The organism is Rarobacter incanus (genome assembly GCF_006715765.1).
Taxonomy (GTDB): Bacteria; Actinomycetota; Actinomycetes; order Actinomycetales; family Cellulomonadaceae; genus Rarobacter; species Rarobacter incanus.
In genome coordinates this window covers 1633712-1651556 of the sequence record NZ_VFNV01000001.1, presented here as the reverse complement: position 1 = coordinate 1651556, position 17845 = coordinate 1633712, and the positions used below count along the sequence as shown (strand labels likewise).

The window sequence follows — 17845 nt, the reverse complement described above, 5'->3', positions numbered from 1 at the left end:
ATGACAACGCGTCGTTCGTACGCTCGTAGGTGACTACATGACACCGTTGTCAGCAAAGCGAGGAAATCTCTCCCAAACCGGTTCAACAATTCGGGCCATCTTCACCAGTATTTCGCGGACAGTTCAATCTGCGGTGAGAGCCTGAACGCGCAGGTCAAACCCCATTTCGACGGGCGAAACACAGGTCACGGGACCATCGCCTCGCATATTCGCAGGACAGGCAGGACAAGAGTGAAGACATATAAGTTAGTGGGTGGCGGCCGCGCCCGCCGCGTATCGGTGGCCCTTGCGGCGGCTACCGCTCTGGTCGCCGGAGCGTTCGCCACCGCGGCGCCCGCCCAGGCAGCCGAACTGAGCGCCTATGACGCAGTAAACATGTGGATCGGCACGGCCAAGGACAACAGCCAGGTCAAGGCCAACGACGCCTTCGGTAACACCTGGCCCGGGGCAACCACTCCGTTCGGTATGGTCCAGTTTTCCCCGACCACAACCGCCTACACCAATACGAACTGGCAGAACGAGTACGGGAACGACGGCGCGTACATGACGTCGTACTCCGACATCTTCATTCGCGGATTCGGCATGACCCGCCTGTCGGGCACCGGCTGCAACGATCGCTTCTCCGGGTTCGACATTCCGTTCCTGCCCTACACCGGGACCGTCAACGACGACGGAACCCTTCCGGCAAGTTCCGGCACCCCCGGGACCAGCGACGGTAACTTCCGCGACAATTTCGCGAGCCGCTTCCTGCACGCTGACGAGCAGGGCTCGCCCGGGTACTACAAGGTCAAGCTCGACACCGACGGCGGCTCATCCGCGCAAGACAATTCCGGCGCCAAAGACACGACCGTGGAGCTAACCGCAACCACTCGCACGGGTGCCGCGAAGATCGCGTTCCCGGCTGGCAAGGATGCGGCCGTCCTCTTCAACGTCTCCGGCTCGAACAACTCCAACGGGCTCTCCGAGGTCAAGGTCGACGCCGCAAACCGCACCATCTCGGGCTTCGCCACCGCAAAGACCGTCTGCAACGAAGGTTCCTACCGGATCTTCTTCTCCACCACATTTGACCAACCCTTCACGGCCGTCAGCACGTGGCAGGACGGCACCAGCACCGCCGTGACCACGTCCTCCGCGCAGACGGCGGACTCGTCCGTCAATACCACGACGGACGGATCGAAGAACGGTCGCAACAAGTTCGGCGTCGTGCTCAAATTCGCCGATGGGGCGGATGTGGAAATGCGCACCGGAATCAGCTACGTTTCCGACGCGAACGCCGCGCTGAACCGCACCGCGGAGGCCCCCGCATCCAAGAGCTTTGATGCCCTGCGCGCCGGCGCCCGCACCGCCTGGGAAAACGCGCTCAGCACCGTGAAAGCCACCGGCGGCACGGATGCGGAGCGCACCAAGTTCTACACCGCGGTGTATCACTCGCTGCTGCACCCGAACGTCTATGAGGACGTCAACGGGCAGTACCGCGGCTACTACAAGGACTCCAAGGCCAAGAACGACTGGCCCACATCTGGTGATGCGATCAAGCAACTCGCCGCGGGGCAAGAGCACGAATATGTCACCTACTCCTCGTGGGACTCGCTGCGCGGGCAAATGCAACTGATCGCCATGCTGTTCCCGCAGGTCGGATCCGACATGGCCTCGTCGATCTACAACATGAGCAAGCAGGTCGGCACCTGGTACAACTGGCCGCACCTCGGGGCGGCGCAGAAGAAGATGGAGGGCGACGGCATGCAGTCCATCGTCGCCTCCCTCTACGCATTCGGATCCACCGATTTCGACGCGCAGGGGGCGCTGACCTCGATGGTCGATGCCACGTCGCTAGGTAAGGACAGCTACTTCAGGTCGAACTTTGTCCAGTACGCGGGCACCGGGTTCATCGAGGACCGGAACTCCGTGGCGACGTCGACCACGATGGACTACGCGACGGCCGACTTCGGGGTCGCGCAGCTAGCGCAGCGCCTCGCGAACACCTCGACCTACAACAAGTACATGGTGCGTTCGAATAGCTGGCGGAACCTGGTCAATCAAAACTCGTCGGCGAACGCGAACCGCATCGTACCGCGCGACCGCAAGGGGTTCTGGGCGGCGTTTGACCTGACCAAACGGTCGAATAGTTCGGGCGCCCCCGATTCAAACGCCCAAGGCAAGGACCAATTCGACCAATCGACAGCGAACCAGTACCAGTGGTACATGACGCAGAACATGGCGGGGGTCATCAGCGCGCTGGGCGGCGCCAGCGCCGCAGAATCGTACCTGGACTCCCTGTTCAACTACCCGACCCTTAACCGACTCGATGTGTCGGGCTCGTCGTCGACCGGCATGTACATGTCAAACCAGCCCTCCATGCACACCCCCTGGGTGTACAACTGGCTAGGCAAGCCAGCCAAGGCCACGCAGGTTCTGGACAAGGCGCGCGCAACCATGTACTGCGCAAACGCGGTCGATGCGGCGTGCGCCAACCCGGGCTTCTCCGGTTCTACCGGCGTGGGTCTGCCCGGCAATGACGACCTGGGGTCGTTGTCGTCCTGGTACGTCTGGTCCTCGATCGGCCTGTATCCGGCGATTTTCGGTCGCGCGGAGTTGCTGGTCACGTCGCCCAGCTTCGACTCCGTGGTCATTCAGTCCAAGAGCCTCGACGGCTCGGTCCTGGCGAAGGCAAACGGCGGCCGGACCATTTCGATCAAAGCCGCGGGCCAGTCGTCCAACCGTTACATTTCCGCGCTGAAGGTGCGCGGCCAGAACTGGACCAAGTCGTACCTGCCCGAATGGTTCACCCGCGATGGGGGCACACTCGATTTCACCATGAACTCCTCGACGTCGAACGCTTGGGGAACCGCCGCCGACGATGTTCCGCCCTCATTCGGGGACAACTCCAACGCGATGAATGCGGTGGGAACGGGTGACGTGGGAACAAAGAATGCCGGTTCATTGGACGTGGGCGGCACGACGTTCCCGCGCTCACAGCTGGCATCCGCCGGGGCAACGCCCGGGGCGTCGCTTTCCTACGACGGGATCACATACAAGTGGCCCTCCGCCGCGGCAAAGGAGCCCGACAACTGGCTCCCCAACGGCCAGCAACTCAGCGGTGATGGCATAAAGGCATCCTCCATCTCCTTCCTCGGCACCGCAACGAACGGCCCCTCAAGCGGCACGGCTACGGTCACATACACGGATGGCACGAGCGTCGCGATCCCCGTATCATTCCCGGATTGGACGCCCGGTAGCTGGACCGATACTGACACCAATAAGTCGCGTTTGACCGGCTCAAACCGCCTCAAGAGCGACGGCACATTAGACGGCACCACCTGGCGGGTCTACAGCTCAAAGCCCGCCGAGCTGGATTCATCGAAGACGATCGCAACCGTGACGCTTCCCAAGGACGTCACCTCCGGAATGATGCACATCTTCTCCGTGGGCACGAGCGCGGGGGCCATTAGTTCGCCAGTCGCGACGCCGGGCACCGGCGAACCGGCGGATTCGGGTTCGTACGGAGCCGCGACCTTCAACCTCGAGACTGCCTCCGGGCACGTGGGGGAGCAAGTGACGGTGACGGGCTCGGGATTGCCCGCGGACGCCAAGGTCACCGTCAGGGTCGGCATCGACGGGCCAAGCGGCCCATCCGCAAGCGCATCCGCTCACGGAACGGTTACCGCAACGACTGCCATCGGAGTGCTGGCAGGCGGGGCGCAGCCCGTGACCGTCACCGTGACCGTGGCGGGCACCGTTGTGCAAAGTGAACAGGTCGGATCCGTGGAGGTGACATACCAACCCACCTCCGACAGCCCGGCTGAGGCAACGGCCGGTAAGGACTACGCCTTTGCCGGACAGGGCTTCGCGCCGGACGAGACCGTCTCGGTGTCCCTGGGGTCAGTGACCGTGACGGTCACGGCGAACGCGCAAGGTGAAATCGGTGGCACTATCAACGTCGGCGATCAATCCGGCACGGTGCAGTTCAAAGCCGTCGGGGCGATCTCGGGAGCCACGATCACCAAGGACCTCACCGTGAAGCCGGCCGATAGCAACCCCGGCGGCGGCGACAACCCCGGCGGAGGGGATAACCCCGGCGGAGGCGACAACCCCGGCGGCGGGGATAACCCCGGCGGAGGCGACACCGGCGCGATCAGTCCGCAGGTTACCGTGAAGTCATCGGTGGCGACCGCGCAGTACGGAAGCCGCGTCACTCTCACTGCCGCGGTGACGCCCAGCGTGACCGGGACCGTGGTCTTTCTCTCCGGCGATACATACCTCGGGCAGGCAGTGTTGACCGCTGGCAAGGCCTCGCTGGCAGTCAAGCTCCCGGTCGGCTCGTATAGGCCCGTCGCGATCTTCGTGGGTTCGTCGACGGCGCGCTCCGCATCTAGCGAAGCCGCATCGCTCACGATCACCCGGGCGAAGTCCGGTAAGGTGACCGTCACTTCGAAGAAGCGCATCAAGCGCGGCAAGAAGTTCACGGTCAGGATTGCGGTCGGAAAGTCATCCAATGGAAGCGCCGCCACCGGCACGATTACGGTGCGGGTCGGCAAGAAGAAGGTCGCTACGCGCAACTTCTCAGGCACCACCATCAAGGTGAGCATCAAGAAGAAGTACACCAAGGCCAAGACACTGAAGGTGCGCGCGACGTTTACTCCGGCGCAGAGCCCGAACATTACGGGCGCTAAGTCGAAGGTCGTCAAAGTGAAGACCAAGCGGTAGCCAGCTACCAATTCGATTCGATTCGATTCGACGGGGTGTATCAGTCCGGCACAGGATTGGTGCACCCCGTCGCCGTATTGGGGCACAGCAATCGCGCCTGCTCAATATGCTCGGCACGCGGAACTACTGCTCACAATTAACCGCCGCATCTGCACATCCGCATGCCGAGACGGTCCAATCGATGCGCATGTCGGGGTCCCTTTCGACCCTGCCGCTTGCATGCTATTGTCTATGACAACGATGTCAGGGAGCCACAGACGGCTCCCAAACCCCACACCGACGTGGATGGAGCACTCCTGTGAATAGACCTTTCACCAGAATCTCTCGCCGGGCCCTGGCCATGGCCTCGGCCACGGCCATCGGCATGGCCGGGCTCTTGGCGACCGCCGCACCGCAAGCGATGGCGGCCGAAGCGCCCACCATCAAGACGACACAAAGCTGGCTCGACTACTACTTCGATGCCAAATCGATCGGCGGAGACAGCGCCGGTGACGCGCCCGATTTCGACTCCGGCAAGGGTTTTCACCGAACCAACCTGGTGGCCGGCGGCCTCAAGTTTGACGCCCAGAACTCCGTGCCCGGCGATTCTTCCGTGAAGTACTACATGGGCAGCGTTGCTGCCGGATCCGCTGCGGACAGCATCGTCCCGGCTGGCCAGTCCATCGATTCGTCGCACGCTATCGGTTCATTGGCTGCCTCGCCCGCAAGCAAAATCTCGATCGTGTGGACCGCCAGAAACGCGGGCGACATTGGCGGTCCGGTGACCTTCAAGCTGACGTACTCGGATGGGACCACAGGTGAGCTCTCGCGGACCGCGCCGGACTGGTGCCGCGCCGCCGACAACGACGCTAGCGACACGGAAAACGTGCCCGTGGCGACGCGCGATTCACGCTACGGCGACAACGCCAAGTGCACCATTTTCGCCACCTCCCCCGTCTCCCTCGGCGGAAAGAAGCTCGACAAGATCACGCTGCCCAACGAATCCCGTATCCGCATCTTCGCTATCGCATCGGATGCGGACACCTCAGCGGCGACCCTTGCGGCGACCGGAACCGTATCGCTGCCCGCAAACATCCACGTCGGGCAGACCGTGTTCCCAAGCGCCGATTGGAGCGACTCGGCGGTTCGCTCGGAACTGTTCTGGTACTTGGATGGCGCGTTGCAGTCGAACGCATCCAACACCATTGCACTCTCCTGGCAGGGCAAGGCACTATCGATAGCATCGGTTGCCCATAAGGCAGGATTCATACCGACAGCCGCCACGTCGAGCGCGGTAACCATCGCCGGAGCCGAGCTAACGGTGCTGTCAGCCCCACAGATCGCTGGCATTGCCCGATCCGGAGACACTCTGGTCCTCGACCCGGGTGCGTACGCTTCGGTCGACGAATCCCCGACAACGGTGGCTCGATCGATCCAATGGCTGGCCGACGGAACCGCGATCCCTGGCGCCACCGCAACCAAATACGTCCCCACCGACGACACCGTTGGCAAGGCCATCTCCGCACGTCTGACGCTCACCAAGGCGGGCTACGAAACCCTGACTGTAACGACGGAAGCAACGTCCCCAGTGATCTCGGCCGACGCAAATCCGTTCCCCGGTTCGGATGACGACAACGGCGGCGGCGGCGACAACGGCAGCGGCGGCGACAACGGCAGCGGCGGCGACAACGGCGGCGGCGACAACGGCGGCGGCGACAACGGCGGCGGCGACAACGGCACACCTACGCCGCAACCACTGCCGACACAGTTGCCGGTCACAAAGCGCGCCGCCATCAGCACACCGGGGCAACCCAGCGTCGGGAAGGCTCTGGCGGTCTCGGCGGGCACGTTCGCCCACGCGGCGACCGTTTCGTATCGCTGGCTTCGCGGCTCGACCGTCATTGCCGGCGCCAACGGCGCGCAATACACGCCAGCGACCGCCGACCTCGGATCAGTGCTGTCGGTCCAGGTCATCGCATCCGCGACGGGATACCAGCCGGTAACGCAGCTCGTGTCGGCCGGATCAGTCGGCCCCGGCACCATCAAGGTCGGCCGCCCAACGATTACTTCGAAGAAGAAGATCCGCGTGGGAAGCAAGATCCGCGTCAAGGTTGCTGCGATTGCCACCCCCGGCGCCACCGCGAAGAAGTCGTACCGCTGGTACGTCGGCTCCAAGAAGGTTGCGGGCAAGGCCGGGAAGAAATCGACGCTCACCGTCAAGAAGAAGTTTGCAGGAAAGAAGATCCGCGTGATCGTAACCATCAAGGCCAAGGGCTACACGACAACGTCCATCACATCCGCCAAAACCCGAAAGGTGGCGAAGTAAAGTGCGAGGTTTGATTTGGCGGACGGGGCGCTCGTCCGTGAATAAAGATGCCAAGGGGCACGGTCCCCGCGCGAGCAAGATGCTGCCGGCCGCGATTGCCGTTGGGGCGTTGGTTGGTTCCATGCTCGGGGCGACGGGCGCGCAGGCGGCAACCGCGCTCATTTCGGATCCGGCGCAGTACGTCAATACTCTTGCGGGAACCGGATCGGGCGGCACCTCGGTCGGAAGCATCAACAACTTCCCCGGTCCGGCCGCCCCCTTCGGGATGATGCAATTCTCGCCCGATCTGCCCGGCAACGGCGCGGGTTACTACTACAACTCGGGCACATCCGATCTCAAGGGATTCTCGCTGAACCACGCGTCGCAGGGTTGCGGTGCCTTCGGGAATTTCCCGATCCTGCCCACGACCATCGACCCGACCTCGAATTCGCCGTGGGACAAATACAACAAATTCGACCACAGCGACGAAGAGGGCGAGCCCGGCTACTACCGGCTGACCTCGACCGACCGGAACAACAAGAAGATCACCACCGAACTGACCGCCACCACCCGGTCGGGCATGGCGAACTTCACGTACCCGTCGGGCGTAACCCCGGCGGTAACGTTCAACGCGGGCGCCTCGAACGGCGACAAGATTCAACTCAGCTCGATCAACGTCAACCCCAACAACAAGACCATCACCGGTTGGGCGGTCGTGCGCGGATTCTGCAGTTCGACGCCGAACAACCAATTCAAGGTCTACTTCACGGCCAAATTCGAAGAGGCCTTCACCGCCTACGGCGCGTGGAACCAAGAGGCAAACACGTTCGTCAACAAGACCGGCAGCGACGGCGACGCCGAGGTGACGAACGTCAAGAAGGCGGGCGGATACGTCCGGTTCGCTCCCGGCACCACCTCAGTGCACATGAAGGTGGCCCTGTCATACGTCAAGACGGGTGACCTGGCCCTTGGGCAAGCGGATACGGCGTCGTACAACCACGGCGGATCCTCTCTCAACCTCGCCACCGAGATCCCGACCACTGACTATGCGGCAACGGGTAAGACGCCGTACAGCAGCTACTCGGAAGCATTCGATGCGATTCGCGCCAAGACCTACGGGGAGTGGAACGACGTCCTCAGCAAGATTCGCGTGTCCAACGATTCGTCAGCTCGCGACCTGGGGACCTTCTATCACGCCTACTATCGGTCGCTGCTGCACCCCAACGTATTCGACGACGTAACCGGCGACTACGTGGGATTCGAGTACTTCAACTTCCTCGGGTCGAACACCAAAGGCGCGACCATCCACAACATCGCCACCGACAACGCCGCTAACGGCACAGACGTCGATCACGTCTACGCGAACTATTCCGATTGGGATACCTACCGGTCCTGGGCGCCGCTAATCGCCTTGCTAGAACCAAAGATTGCCTCGGATATGGCACAAACCTACGTCAACCAGGCTACCCAGTCCGGCTCCTACCCGCGCTGGTCCATGGCCAACTCGTCAACCACCCAGATGTCCGGCGACAACGCATCCGCCCAACTGGCGCAATTCAATGTGTTCGGCGCAGACGAATTCGACCGCGCCACCGCGCTGTACTACATGTACGACGGGGCGATGGGCGAAGATGCCGGCAAGGAGACCGGCGGCCAGAACATCACCAACGCGGTGACGCAGGCGCTCGCCAAGAGTGGTTTCGACACGAACTGGTCGCGGACGCAAATCAACCGCCCGGCGGCACACGAATACTCCGAGAAGGGATATGCGGCGCAGATACCCGCACACCAGACCGACCATGCGGTCACGGGCGCTTCGGTCACCCAAGAGTGGTCGATCGACGACTTTGCAATCAGCCGATTCGCTTCCTTGCTTTCGGCCGATGAGCTAACAAAGGCCCAGGCGACCAAGTCGGGCGTGCCTGCCAATGTCGCCGAGCTATTCGCGGAGCGTTCAAACAACTGGCTCAACCTAATCAACCCGTCCACGCAATGCCTGACCCCACGCGACACGACGGGGCTGTTCTCCGCGAAAGATCACGGTTGCAACGAAAACGATCCAACGCTCGGGTACAAGGGAAGCACGACCGGATTTGGCCAGATCGGATTCGACGAGGCCCGCTCGGAGCAGTACCTGTGGATGGTGCCGCAAAACATCTTGGGCCTGGCCCAAGTATTGGGTGGTCGCGCACAGACCGCCGAACGCCTGGACACGTTCATGACCGGCGGCTACAACGTGGGAGCCAACGACCCGCGCATGTGGATCGGTAACGAGCCGAGCTTCGCTACCCCCTGGGTATACAACTACCTTGGACGGCCTTGGCGCACACAAAAGGTCGTCGAAGACATCCGCACGACACTGTTTGGCGACCAACCCCACGGCGCCGAACCGGGCAATGACGATCTGGGGGCGCAGGCCTCCTGGTATGTTTGGGCCGCGCTGGGCGTCTACCCCGCCACCCCAGGAACGTCGATCATGACGTTCAACTCGCCGACCTTCACGCGTGCTGAAGTGTCCTTGGGCAACGGTAAGAAGCTCACGATCAACGCCGACAGCGCAACCACCAAGCGCTACATCGCGGGAGTTTCCGTCAACGGCACTTCGCAGTCCAAGACGTACATCCCGCAGGGCTGGTGGAAGCAGGACACCACTATCGACGTGACGATGTCCGCGACCGCCACCTCGTGGGGATCCGCAACCAGCGATGCGCCGCCGTCGTTCGACGATGGAGCGGCCAAATTGATAGCGTATGCGTACCCGATCACGGTCACCAACCCCGGCACCGCCGTCACGGCGGAGCTGGACGTGCAGCGGGTATCCTCCACCGCTCAGTCGTTTACCGTCGATGCGGCCTCGCTACCGAACGGCTTCAGCGCCACCGGCAGCGGTTCGTTCGATTCGACGGGTAAGGGCAGCGCCAATGTCAACGTGACGGCCGGTGCAAGTGTGGCCGACGGCGACTACTCGTTGCCGCTCACCGTCATCACCAGCGACGGCGAGGCGGCGAGCACGGACCTGACCGTTCGGGTCGCCCGCGCAAACGGGTTCGTCGCCGCGACGAACGTCAACGCGGTATCCAGCGAGAACGCGCACTACATCAGCTTCGACGGCACTAACGGGTTCATTAGCGAGCAGTTGAAGCAGGCAGGCATCACACTCGGGCAGCAATTCGACCTGGGGACCGTGAGCAATGACTCTTCGCTGTCGGGCCTCAAGGCCACGCTGTTGAATGCAACGGAAGGATTGTCGGACGCGATTAAGCCGGCCGGACAGACCGTGGAGCTCAGCGGCAACCCCACGAAGATATCAATCGTGGGAACCGGGCTCAACAGCGGGTCGAGCGGGACGGTCACCGTGAACTTCACGGATGGGTCAGCTTCCGTACAGACCAGCATGAATCTGGGCGACTGGGTAATCCCTTCCACCAATGGCACCGAGGCGACCGGAAACCTAGCGCCCATTAGCGGGTCCAAGAAACTCGCGTGGACCGCCGTCCGGTTCGGGCAGAATGATCACCCGGGTGCGTACCTGTTCGCCACCGACCCGTACACGGCGCCTTCTGGCAAGACCATCAAGTCGGTGACGTTTACGAACGACTCCAACGACAAGCGACGAGTGTTTGCCATCGCGCAAGACACCGAGCCACAAGCGGCCACAGCGGCTCCCGTGACGCAGGCCCCCTCCGCACCGATCGAGGCCGGTCAGACGACCGACTTCACCGGCACCGGATTTGCAGCGCAGGAATCGGTCGCGCTGTACCTCGGTTCCGAACTCATCGGAACCGGCACCGCCGATGCGAATGGCAAGGTGACGGTAGGCGCACAGATCGACGCGCTCACGGCGGCCGGCACCTACCAACTGCGATTGGTGGGAGCGGCATCGGGTGGAAGTGAATCCGCCGAGATCACCGTCACCGCAAAGACCTGGTCCGCCAGTCTGGCAGGCCCGGACACCGCCGTAGCCGGGTCCCAGATCGTTGGTTCCGGCACCGGTTTTGCGCCATCGGAGAAGGTGGCCCTGACGGCGGGATCATACAGCGCAACCATCTACGCGTCCGCGGCCGGCAAAGTCACTTGGTCCGTGCCGGCCGGCAGCACCGCGCCCGCAACGCTGAAAATCAAGGCCGTTGGTGAGTCCTCGGGTGTATCCGCTTCGCACAGCGTGACTATCACACCGATTCCGACCGACCCGGGCGGCGGCGACAACGGCGGCGGCGACAACGGCGGCGGAACGACTGTGCCGACCGTGACTCTGTCCTCGACGACACCGATTGTGGTTTTCGGAAAGCCCGCAGCGCTGACCGCCCAGGTCGGATCCGGCACAACCGGAACCATTGAGTTCGTCGAGGGATCCAAAGTCATCGGCTCCGCAAAGATCGTCGACTCGCGGGCCGTCACCAAGGTATCCGGGCTGAAATCCGGTGCGCACGCCATCAGCGCGCGCCTGCGCGGCACGTCGGCCACGTCGACCATCGTCACTATCTCAGTGGTCAAGGCGGCTGCCGGGAAGGTGACGGTCTCCGCAAAGAAGTACAAGCGCAAGAAGGCCGCACGCGTCACCGTAAAGGTCGGCTACCTCACCAACGGGACTGCACCCGCAGGCAAGGTTTCCGTATACGTGGGCAAGAAGCGGGTCAAGACAGTTTCGCTGGCACCCGCGAACAAGGGCCGCATCCAGGTCAAAATTGCCAAGAAGTTCACCAAGAAGAAGAAGCTGAAGGTCCGCGCGGTCTTCACGCCGTCGGACTCGGTGAACGTCATCGGCGCTGCGTCCAGCGCCAAGGTCATCAAGGCCAAGAAGTAGCACTGGCAAGGCGGCGCCCCGCCCCTCCCGCTCACGGCAGCGGGGAGGGGCGGGGCGCTCGTCCATGATTCGTCAGTATGCTCGGACCGTGCACCAAGCTGTCAGCGTTCCCGGCGTCCCCGATGCAGCTCCGCTGTGGGTGACGCTGGGGGCGCTTTTTCTCATCGTGCTGGCCAGGTCCCACGCGACCTACTGGATTGCACGGGCCGCATCAAAGGGCACGGACGCGGCCGTCCATTCCACACGGAGCGGCAGATTTGCGCGGTTTCGCGCCCTGATCGACGCGCCTTCGACGGCCCGCGCGATGACTCTCATCCACCGGTTCGGGCCCCCGGCCGTGACCGCCGCGTACATCACCGTTGGATTTCAGACGGCAATACTCGTTGCAGCCGGGCTGGTGCGGATGCCGTACGGCAGATTTACGCTCGCGTCGCTGCCCGGCGCCGCCGCGTGGGCGGCCATTTGGGGAACGATCGGATTCGCCGTGTTCTGGGGTGCGGTGCGGGCCGGAATGGGGCAGCCCGCGGCGATCGCTGCGGTGGGGATCGGCTGCGCTATTGTCGTCGTCGCGGTGATAGTCGCGCGGCGGCGCCGACGGGACTAGGAAGTGCGCGCGGCCGGGGGCGCGAACCGATCGGGGCCCGGCGGCCGCCGGGCCATCAGCTGTCCCGCGGTGCGTCGGTGCCCCCGGCCTCGACGACGTCGAGGCGCGCGATGCGTCGCCCCTCGACCTTGGTCACCACGATGCGATAAGCCCCCAGCGGCACCGAATCGCCCACCTTCGCCAAGGCTCCCAGTTTCGCCAGGACGTATCCGGCGATCGTCTCGTACGGCCCCTCGGGCACCGGCAGGCCGGTCCGATCGGTAAAGTCCTCAATGGACACCCGCGCGTCCACCCCGGCCAAGGGATTCGCCGCAGGGCCGGCTTCCCGGATCACGGTGGGTGAATCGAACTCGTCCCAGATGTCTCCGACCAGTTCCTCGACCAAGTCTTCCAGCGTGACGATTCCGTCGGTCCCCCCGTATTCATCGACGACGATCGCCATGTGCCTGCGCTCGCGCCGCATCAGCGACAGGGTGGGCAGGACGGGGTTTGTCCCCGGCAACTCCAGCACGGCGCGCGCTAGACCCGCGACCGTGTCGTGCGTGTCTGCGGGGTTCAGCGCTGCCGCCAAAAGGTCCCTGATGTGCAAGAACCCCACGATCTCATCGAAGGTCTCTCCGGTGACCGGGTAGCGAGAATACGGCAACGCGCGCACGACCTCGATGGCTTCGGCCACCGTAAGAGTGCCTTTTATGAACGAGACATCCGCGCGCGGGCGCATCACCTCCGAAACGGTGCGCGTTCCCGAATCGAGGACGTCTTCGAGGATCGTCCTTTCGTCCTTTCCGAATCCCTTGTGCTGGGAAACCATGTCGCGCAGTTCGTCGTCGGAGATGTCCTCCGATTTCGCTCGCGGGTCCCCGCCCAGCAGCCGTACCACGGCGTCCGTCGATACGGACAGCACCCAGATCGCCGGACGCATGAGGCGCGCGAATTTGTCCAACGGCGGTCCAACCGCGAGCGCGATGGTCGACTGTCGTTGCAGCGCAAAGCGCTTGGGTACCAGCTCCCCCAATACCAATGACAGGTATGCGATGACGAGCGTCAGGACGATCAGCGTCGTCGAGGCGGCGGCACCCTGCGGCATCCCCCAACCCACCAGCAGGGGGGTCACGAAGGGGGAAATCGCGGAAGCGCCGTATGCCGCCGACAGGAAGCCCGCGACGGTCACGCCGATTTGCACGGCAGCCAGAAAACGGTTCGGATCGCGGGCCAGGTTCGCGGCCTTCTGGCCGCGCTTGCCCTTGCGCGCCAGCTGATTTAGTTGGCTCGCGCGCAGCGAAACCAATGCCGTCTCCGTGCCCGAGAACACTCCGCCGACGATGATGAATACCAGGACCAGGACGATGCTTCGCCACAATTCGGGGTTCATGCCCCCATTGTCGCAGGCGCACCATACCGGCGCGCGGTCCCATGTTGTCGGCCGATTGGCGACTTAGGGTTGGATGCATGTCTGATCACGCATCCCGGGGCGACGCCGCCCGTCCGGATCCTGCAAGCTCCCCGTCCTCCAGGCAATCGCCAACCGGCCCCGCGCAACCCGAGCTGCGCACCGCGAGCCTGGGCACGGGGCTCAAGGCGCGGCACCTGACCATGATGGGCCTGGGCTCGGCTATCGGCGCGGGGCTGTTTCTTGGCACCGGGCAGGGCATTGCGCTGGCCGGCCCGGCCGTAATCGTCTCGTACCTGGTCGCCGGGGTCATCGTCATCCTCCTGATGTGGATGCTCGCGGAAATGGCGTCGGCGATACCATCGTCGGGGTCCTTCTCGACCTACGCGGAACTGGGCATCGGGCGTTGGGCCGGGTTCACGGTCGGGTGGCTGTACTGGTTCACGCTCATCATGGTGCTGGGGGTCGAGATCACCGGGGCGTCACAAATCCTGCACGGTTGGTTGACCGCGGTGCCGCAGTGGGTGATTGCCCTGGTGCTGGTGACGTTCTTTGCGGTCGTGAATCTGATCGGGGTGCGCAACTTCGGCGAGTTCGAGTTCTGGTTCGCTGCCATCAAAATCACCGCGATCATCGGGTTCTTGGCCGTCGGGGTTGCGCTGGCGTGCGGATGGCTGCCGGGGCGCCCCGCGTTGGGGTTGGACGTGATGTTGGGCCACGGCGGATTCGCCCCCACGGGCATTGCAGGAATCACGAGCGCCCTGCTTGTCGTAATCTTCGCGTTCGGTGGCATTGAGATCATCACCATTGCTGCCGCCGAGGCCCACGATCCCCACCGATCCATCGTGCGAGCCGCGCGCAACATAGTGTGGCGCATTTTGCTCTTCTACATCGGGTCGGTCTTCATCATGGTGCTGGTGCTGCCCTGGAACTCACCCCAGTTGTTGGACGGCCCGTTCGTCGCGGTGCTGACCGCCGCCGGGCTGCGGGGGGCGGCCGCTGTCATGGCCGCGGTGGTGGTGATTGCGCTGCTTTCGGCATTCAACGCGAACGTGTACGGGACCTCGCGGATGGCGTATTCGCTTTCGCAGCGCGGCGACGGCTCGCGGCGCCTGCTTGCGGTATCGTCCCGCGGTGTACCCGTCAACGCCGTGTGGACGTCGGTTTTCTTCGCCCTGATCTCGGTGTTCCTCAACTGGTGGCTACCGGAGAAGATACTGGGTGTTCTGCTCAACGCGGTCGGATCGTCGCTGCTTGTCCTGTGGATATTCATCGCCGTGTCCCACCTGCGGCTGCGGCCCCGGCTGGAGCGTGAGGGAAAGCTGCACCTGCGCACGCGCGGCTTCCCCTACGTCACCTACGCCACGCTGGCGCTGCTGATCGGTGTCGCGTTGCTGATGATGACGGCGGCCTCGACCAGGTCGCAACTGCTTTCAACCGTCGTCCTGACCGCGGCGATCGTCGCAGCGTATGGCTTGCACCGGCGGGTGGTCGCGCGGCGCTAGCCGCGGGGCGGCCGGCGCCCGCCCGGTGGGTGGCGCCGCGCACGCGGGGCAGGCCCATCGCCGCGCACGCAGGCCGATGCGAGGACGCACGCGGGGGTGGTGGGTGGCCTCGTCCTTGAAAACGCCCTAGGCGACCGGCACGCGTTTGCGCCGACGCTTCAAGATCGCCCAGGCCACGGCCAGGATCGCGAACCACAAAGGCGTCACGATCAACGCCGCGCGGGTATCTGCGAACAGCGCCAGGACCGCCACCATCGCCGCGAAGAATCCCAGCACGACCCAGGCCATGAAGACCCCGCCGGGCATTTTGAACGCGGACTTTTCATGGGCGGCGGGGCGGCGGCGGCGATAGACGATGTACGACACCAAAATGATCGACCAGACGAACATGAAAAGCAGGGCGGATACCGTAGTGACCAGGGTAAACGCTTCGATGATCGAGTTCGACCCGTAGAGCAGCGCGGCCCCCGGCACCAGGCACAGGCACGAAAACAGCAGCGCGCTCGCCGGCACGTTGCGGCCCGATAGTCGCTTGAAGCGGCGGGGCGCATCCCCCTCGTAACCCAACCCGTAGAGCATCCGGGAGGTTGAGAATATGCCGGAGTTCGCGGAGGACGCCGCCGACGTTAGCACCACGAAGTTGATCAGGGACGCCGCGGCCGGCAGGCCCGCGAGCGCAAACATCGCCACGAACGGCGATTTGTCGGCGGCCATCTCCCGCCACGGGGTGACCATCATGATCACCGCTAGCGCCCCCACATAGAACAACACGACTCGCACTGGTATCGAATTGATCGCCTTCGGAAGGTTCTTTTCCGGATCCTTGGTTTCGGCGGCCGCGGTCCCGACCAACTCGATTCCGACGAAGGCGAACAGCGCGATCTGGAATCCGCCCAAGAAGCCCATGAATCCGTTCGGGAATATCCCGCCGTCGTTGTATAGGTTCGCAAGCGATGCCTGCGCGCCGTTGGGGGCCTGGAACGCTATCGCAACCATGACGATGCCGGTGACGATGAGTGCAACGATCGCGACGATCTTGATCAGCGCGAACCAGAATTCGAGTTCCCCAAACAGGCGGACGGCGACCAGGTTGAGCGCCAGCAACAGCACGATCATCGAGATCGCGGGTATCCACTTGGGCAGGTTCGGGAACCAGAACGCGACGTATCCAGCCACCGCGACGATGTCGGCGATGCCCGTGACGATCCAACAGAACCAGTACGTCCAGCCCGTGAAGAAGCCCGCCCACGGACCGAGCACGTCGCTGGCGATGTCGCGGAACGACCTGTATCCCAGGTTCGAGAGCAGCAGTTCGCCCATGGCGCGCATGACGAAGAAGAGCATGAACCCGATGACGGTGTACACGATGAGCACCGAGGGTCCGGCCAGGGAAATCGTCTTTCCGGAGCCCATGAACAGACCGGTGCCGATGGCGCCGCCGATGGCGATTAGTTGTAGGTGGCGGTTGCTGAGGCCGCGCTCGAGTTCGCGTTCCGTCGTTGGATCAGGCATTTGTCCATTTTTCACTACCGATCGGTGTGCGCGTGGGTCCTTTGCCCGTAAACGTTGCCAGTGTGGCGACCGTCACCGTCGGTTCTTGTAGAGGCCGCGCGCGAGGGCCGGTGAAAAGGTGCCGGCGGCCGGCCAACCTTGGCATGTCCCGTCTGATTCGCCGGGTGCCTTGATCCACAGCAGCGCGTCGAGATAGCCCGAGCCGGTGACCAGGCGCGGTCGCTCGCCCAATCCGCGCCCCGCGGGATTGCACCATTGATTACCGGGTGCCGCGCCGCGACCGTTGCGGGAGACGTCGATGATCGCGTGGCGATGCGCGGCGGTCACGCCCTTGGCCTTGAGTTGGCGCGCCACCAGGCGCGCGTATCGCCGCTCGCGTGCTGTCGCGTTGAAGTTGGAGACGTTCGTAAAGAACCCGCGCGCGTGTTTGATCCCGGCCGCCCGCAGTCGCCTGGCGGTATCGGCGGGGCTACGCCACTGCGAGTGCCCGCCATCGAGGTACACCCACGCCCCGGCCCGCGACAGCGTCTTGGCGGCCCAGGCAACGAGCCGCGTGGTCTTTGCGGTCGCGCAATCTTGCATGAGGGCGTCCGGTTCGACCACGACGATCGGCCGATACCCGCGAACCGCCTTGGCGACCTGCCTGACCCACCGCTTGTAGTCGCTGGCCGCGAACCCGCCCGCCGAATACGACCCGCAATCGCGCCCAGGTATGGCATAGAGAACGAGCACACCCGTCGCCCCCGCCCGGTGCGCCCCGCGCAGGTAGGCCCGCACCTGTGCCCGCACGCTAGCGATGGGATTCCAATCGCCTACCCAGCGCGCCTGCGGCGTCTTCGCGATGTAACGGACCGCCCTACCCGTCACGCCGGTCGCCGTACGGGCCGCCGCGGCGGCCTGCGAATCCGGGTCGACGTACAACTGCTTCGACACGCGCGCGGGCAGCGCCGCCGCGGCCGGTGTCAGCGCCGGACCGGCGCACGCGACAATCGCGAGCCACAGCGCCACGACCGCGGCGGCGCCGCGTGACCGGGCCGCCACG

General features: G+C 64.0%; 8 protein-coding genes. 5 read left to right on the top strand and 3 right to left on the bottom strand.

Annotated elements, in window-relative coordinates:
• Positions 1-231 precede the first annotated feature (231 nt).
• The 4 genes from FB389_RS06870 (at position 232) to FB389_RS06855 (ending at position 12396) form a co-directional block, all read left to right on the top strand.
• Positions 232-4704: a GH92 family glycosyl hydrolase gene (locus tag FB389_RS06870; protein WP_142112200.1), complete on the top strand. Its 4473-nt coding sequence runs from the start codon at positions 232-234 to the stop codon at positions 4702-4704.
• A 298-nt stretch (positions 4705-5002) separates the two neighbouring features.
• Positions 5003-7009 (top strand): hypothetical protein, encoded by a 2007-nt coding sequence (locus FB389_RS06865; RefSeq protein ID WP_142112198.1) that lies wholly within the window; start codon positions 5003-5005, stop codon positions 7007-7009.
• Between the two features lies 1 nt (position 7010).
• Positions 7011-11792 (top strand): GH92 family glycosyl hydrolase, encoded by a 4782-nt coding sequence (locus tag FB389_RS06860; RefSeq protein ID WP_142112196.1) that lies wholly within the window; start codon positions 7011-7013, stop codon positions 11790-11792.
• Positions 11793-11880: 88 nt separating this feature from the next.
• On the top strand, positions 11881-12396 hold the full coding sequence (locus FB389_RS06855) for an SNARE-associated domain-containing protein (RefSeq protein ID WP_142112194.1): 516 nt from the start codon (positions 11881-11883) through the stop codon (positions 12394-12396).
• A 55-nt stretch (positions 12397-12451) separates the two neighbouring features.
• On the opposite strand, the gene FB389_RS06850 is transcribed toward FB389_RS06855, so the two are convergent.
• Complete coding sequence (locus FB389_RS06850) at positions 12452-13768, bottom strand: hemolysin family protein (protein ID WP_142112192.1); 1317 nt, start codon at positions 13766-13768, stop codon at positions 12452-12454.
• 77 nt (positions 13769-13845) lie between these two features.
• Between FB389_RS06850 and FB389_RS06845 the strand changes: the two genes are divergently transcribed.
• Positions 13846-15291 (top strand): amino acid permease, encoded by a 1446-nt coding sequence (locus FB389_RS06845; RefSeq protein ID WP_142112190.1) that lies wholly within the window; start codon positions 13846-13848, stop codon positions 15289-15291.
• A 126-nt stretch (positions 15292-15417) separates the two neighbouring features.
• On the opposite strand, the gene cycA is transcribed toward FB389_RS06845, so the two are convergent.
• A complete protein-coding gene (cycA, locus tag FB389_RS06840) occupies positions 15418-16803 on the bottom strand; it encodes a D-serine/D-alanine/glycine transporter (protein WP_142112188.1) in 1386 nt (461 codons plus the stop codon).
• A 72-nt stretch (positions 16804-16875) separates the two neighbouring features.
• Positions 16876-17844 (bottom strand): glycoside hydrolase family 6 protein, encoded by a 969-nt coding sequence (locus FB389_RS06835; RefSeq protein ID WP_170207911.1) that lies wholly within the window; start codon positions 17842-17844, stop codon positions 16876-16878.
• Between the last annotated feature and the right edge of the window lies 1 nt (position 17845).

What these genes read in the sequence shown, in the direction of transcription:
- FB389_RS06850 (WP_142112192.1), bottom strand. Translation starts at nt 13,768, where the DNA reads ATGAACCCCGAATTGTGGCGAAGCATCGTCCTGGTCCTGGTATTCATC.
- FB389_RS06845 (WP_142112190.1), top strand. Translation starts at nt 13,846, where the DNA reads ATGTCTGATCACGCATCCCGGGGCGACGCCGCCCGTCCGGATCCTGCA.
- cycA (WP_142112188.1), bottom strand. Translation starts at nt 16,803, where the DNA reads ATGCCTGATCCAACGACGGAACGCGAACTCGAGCGCGGCCTCAGCAAC.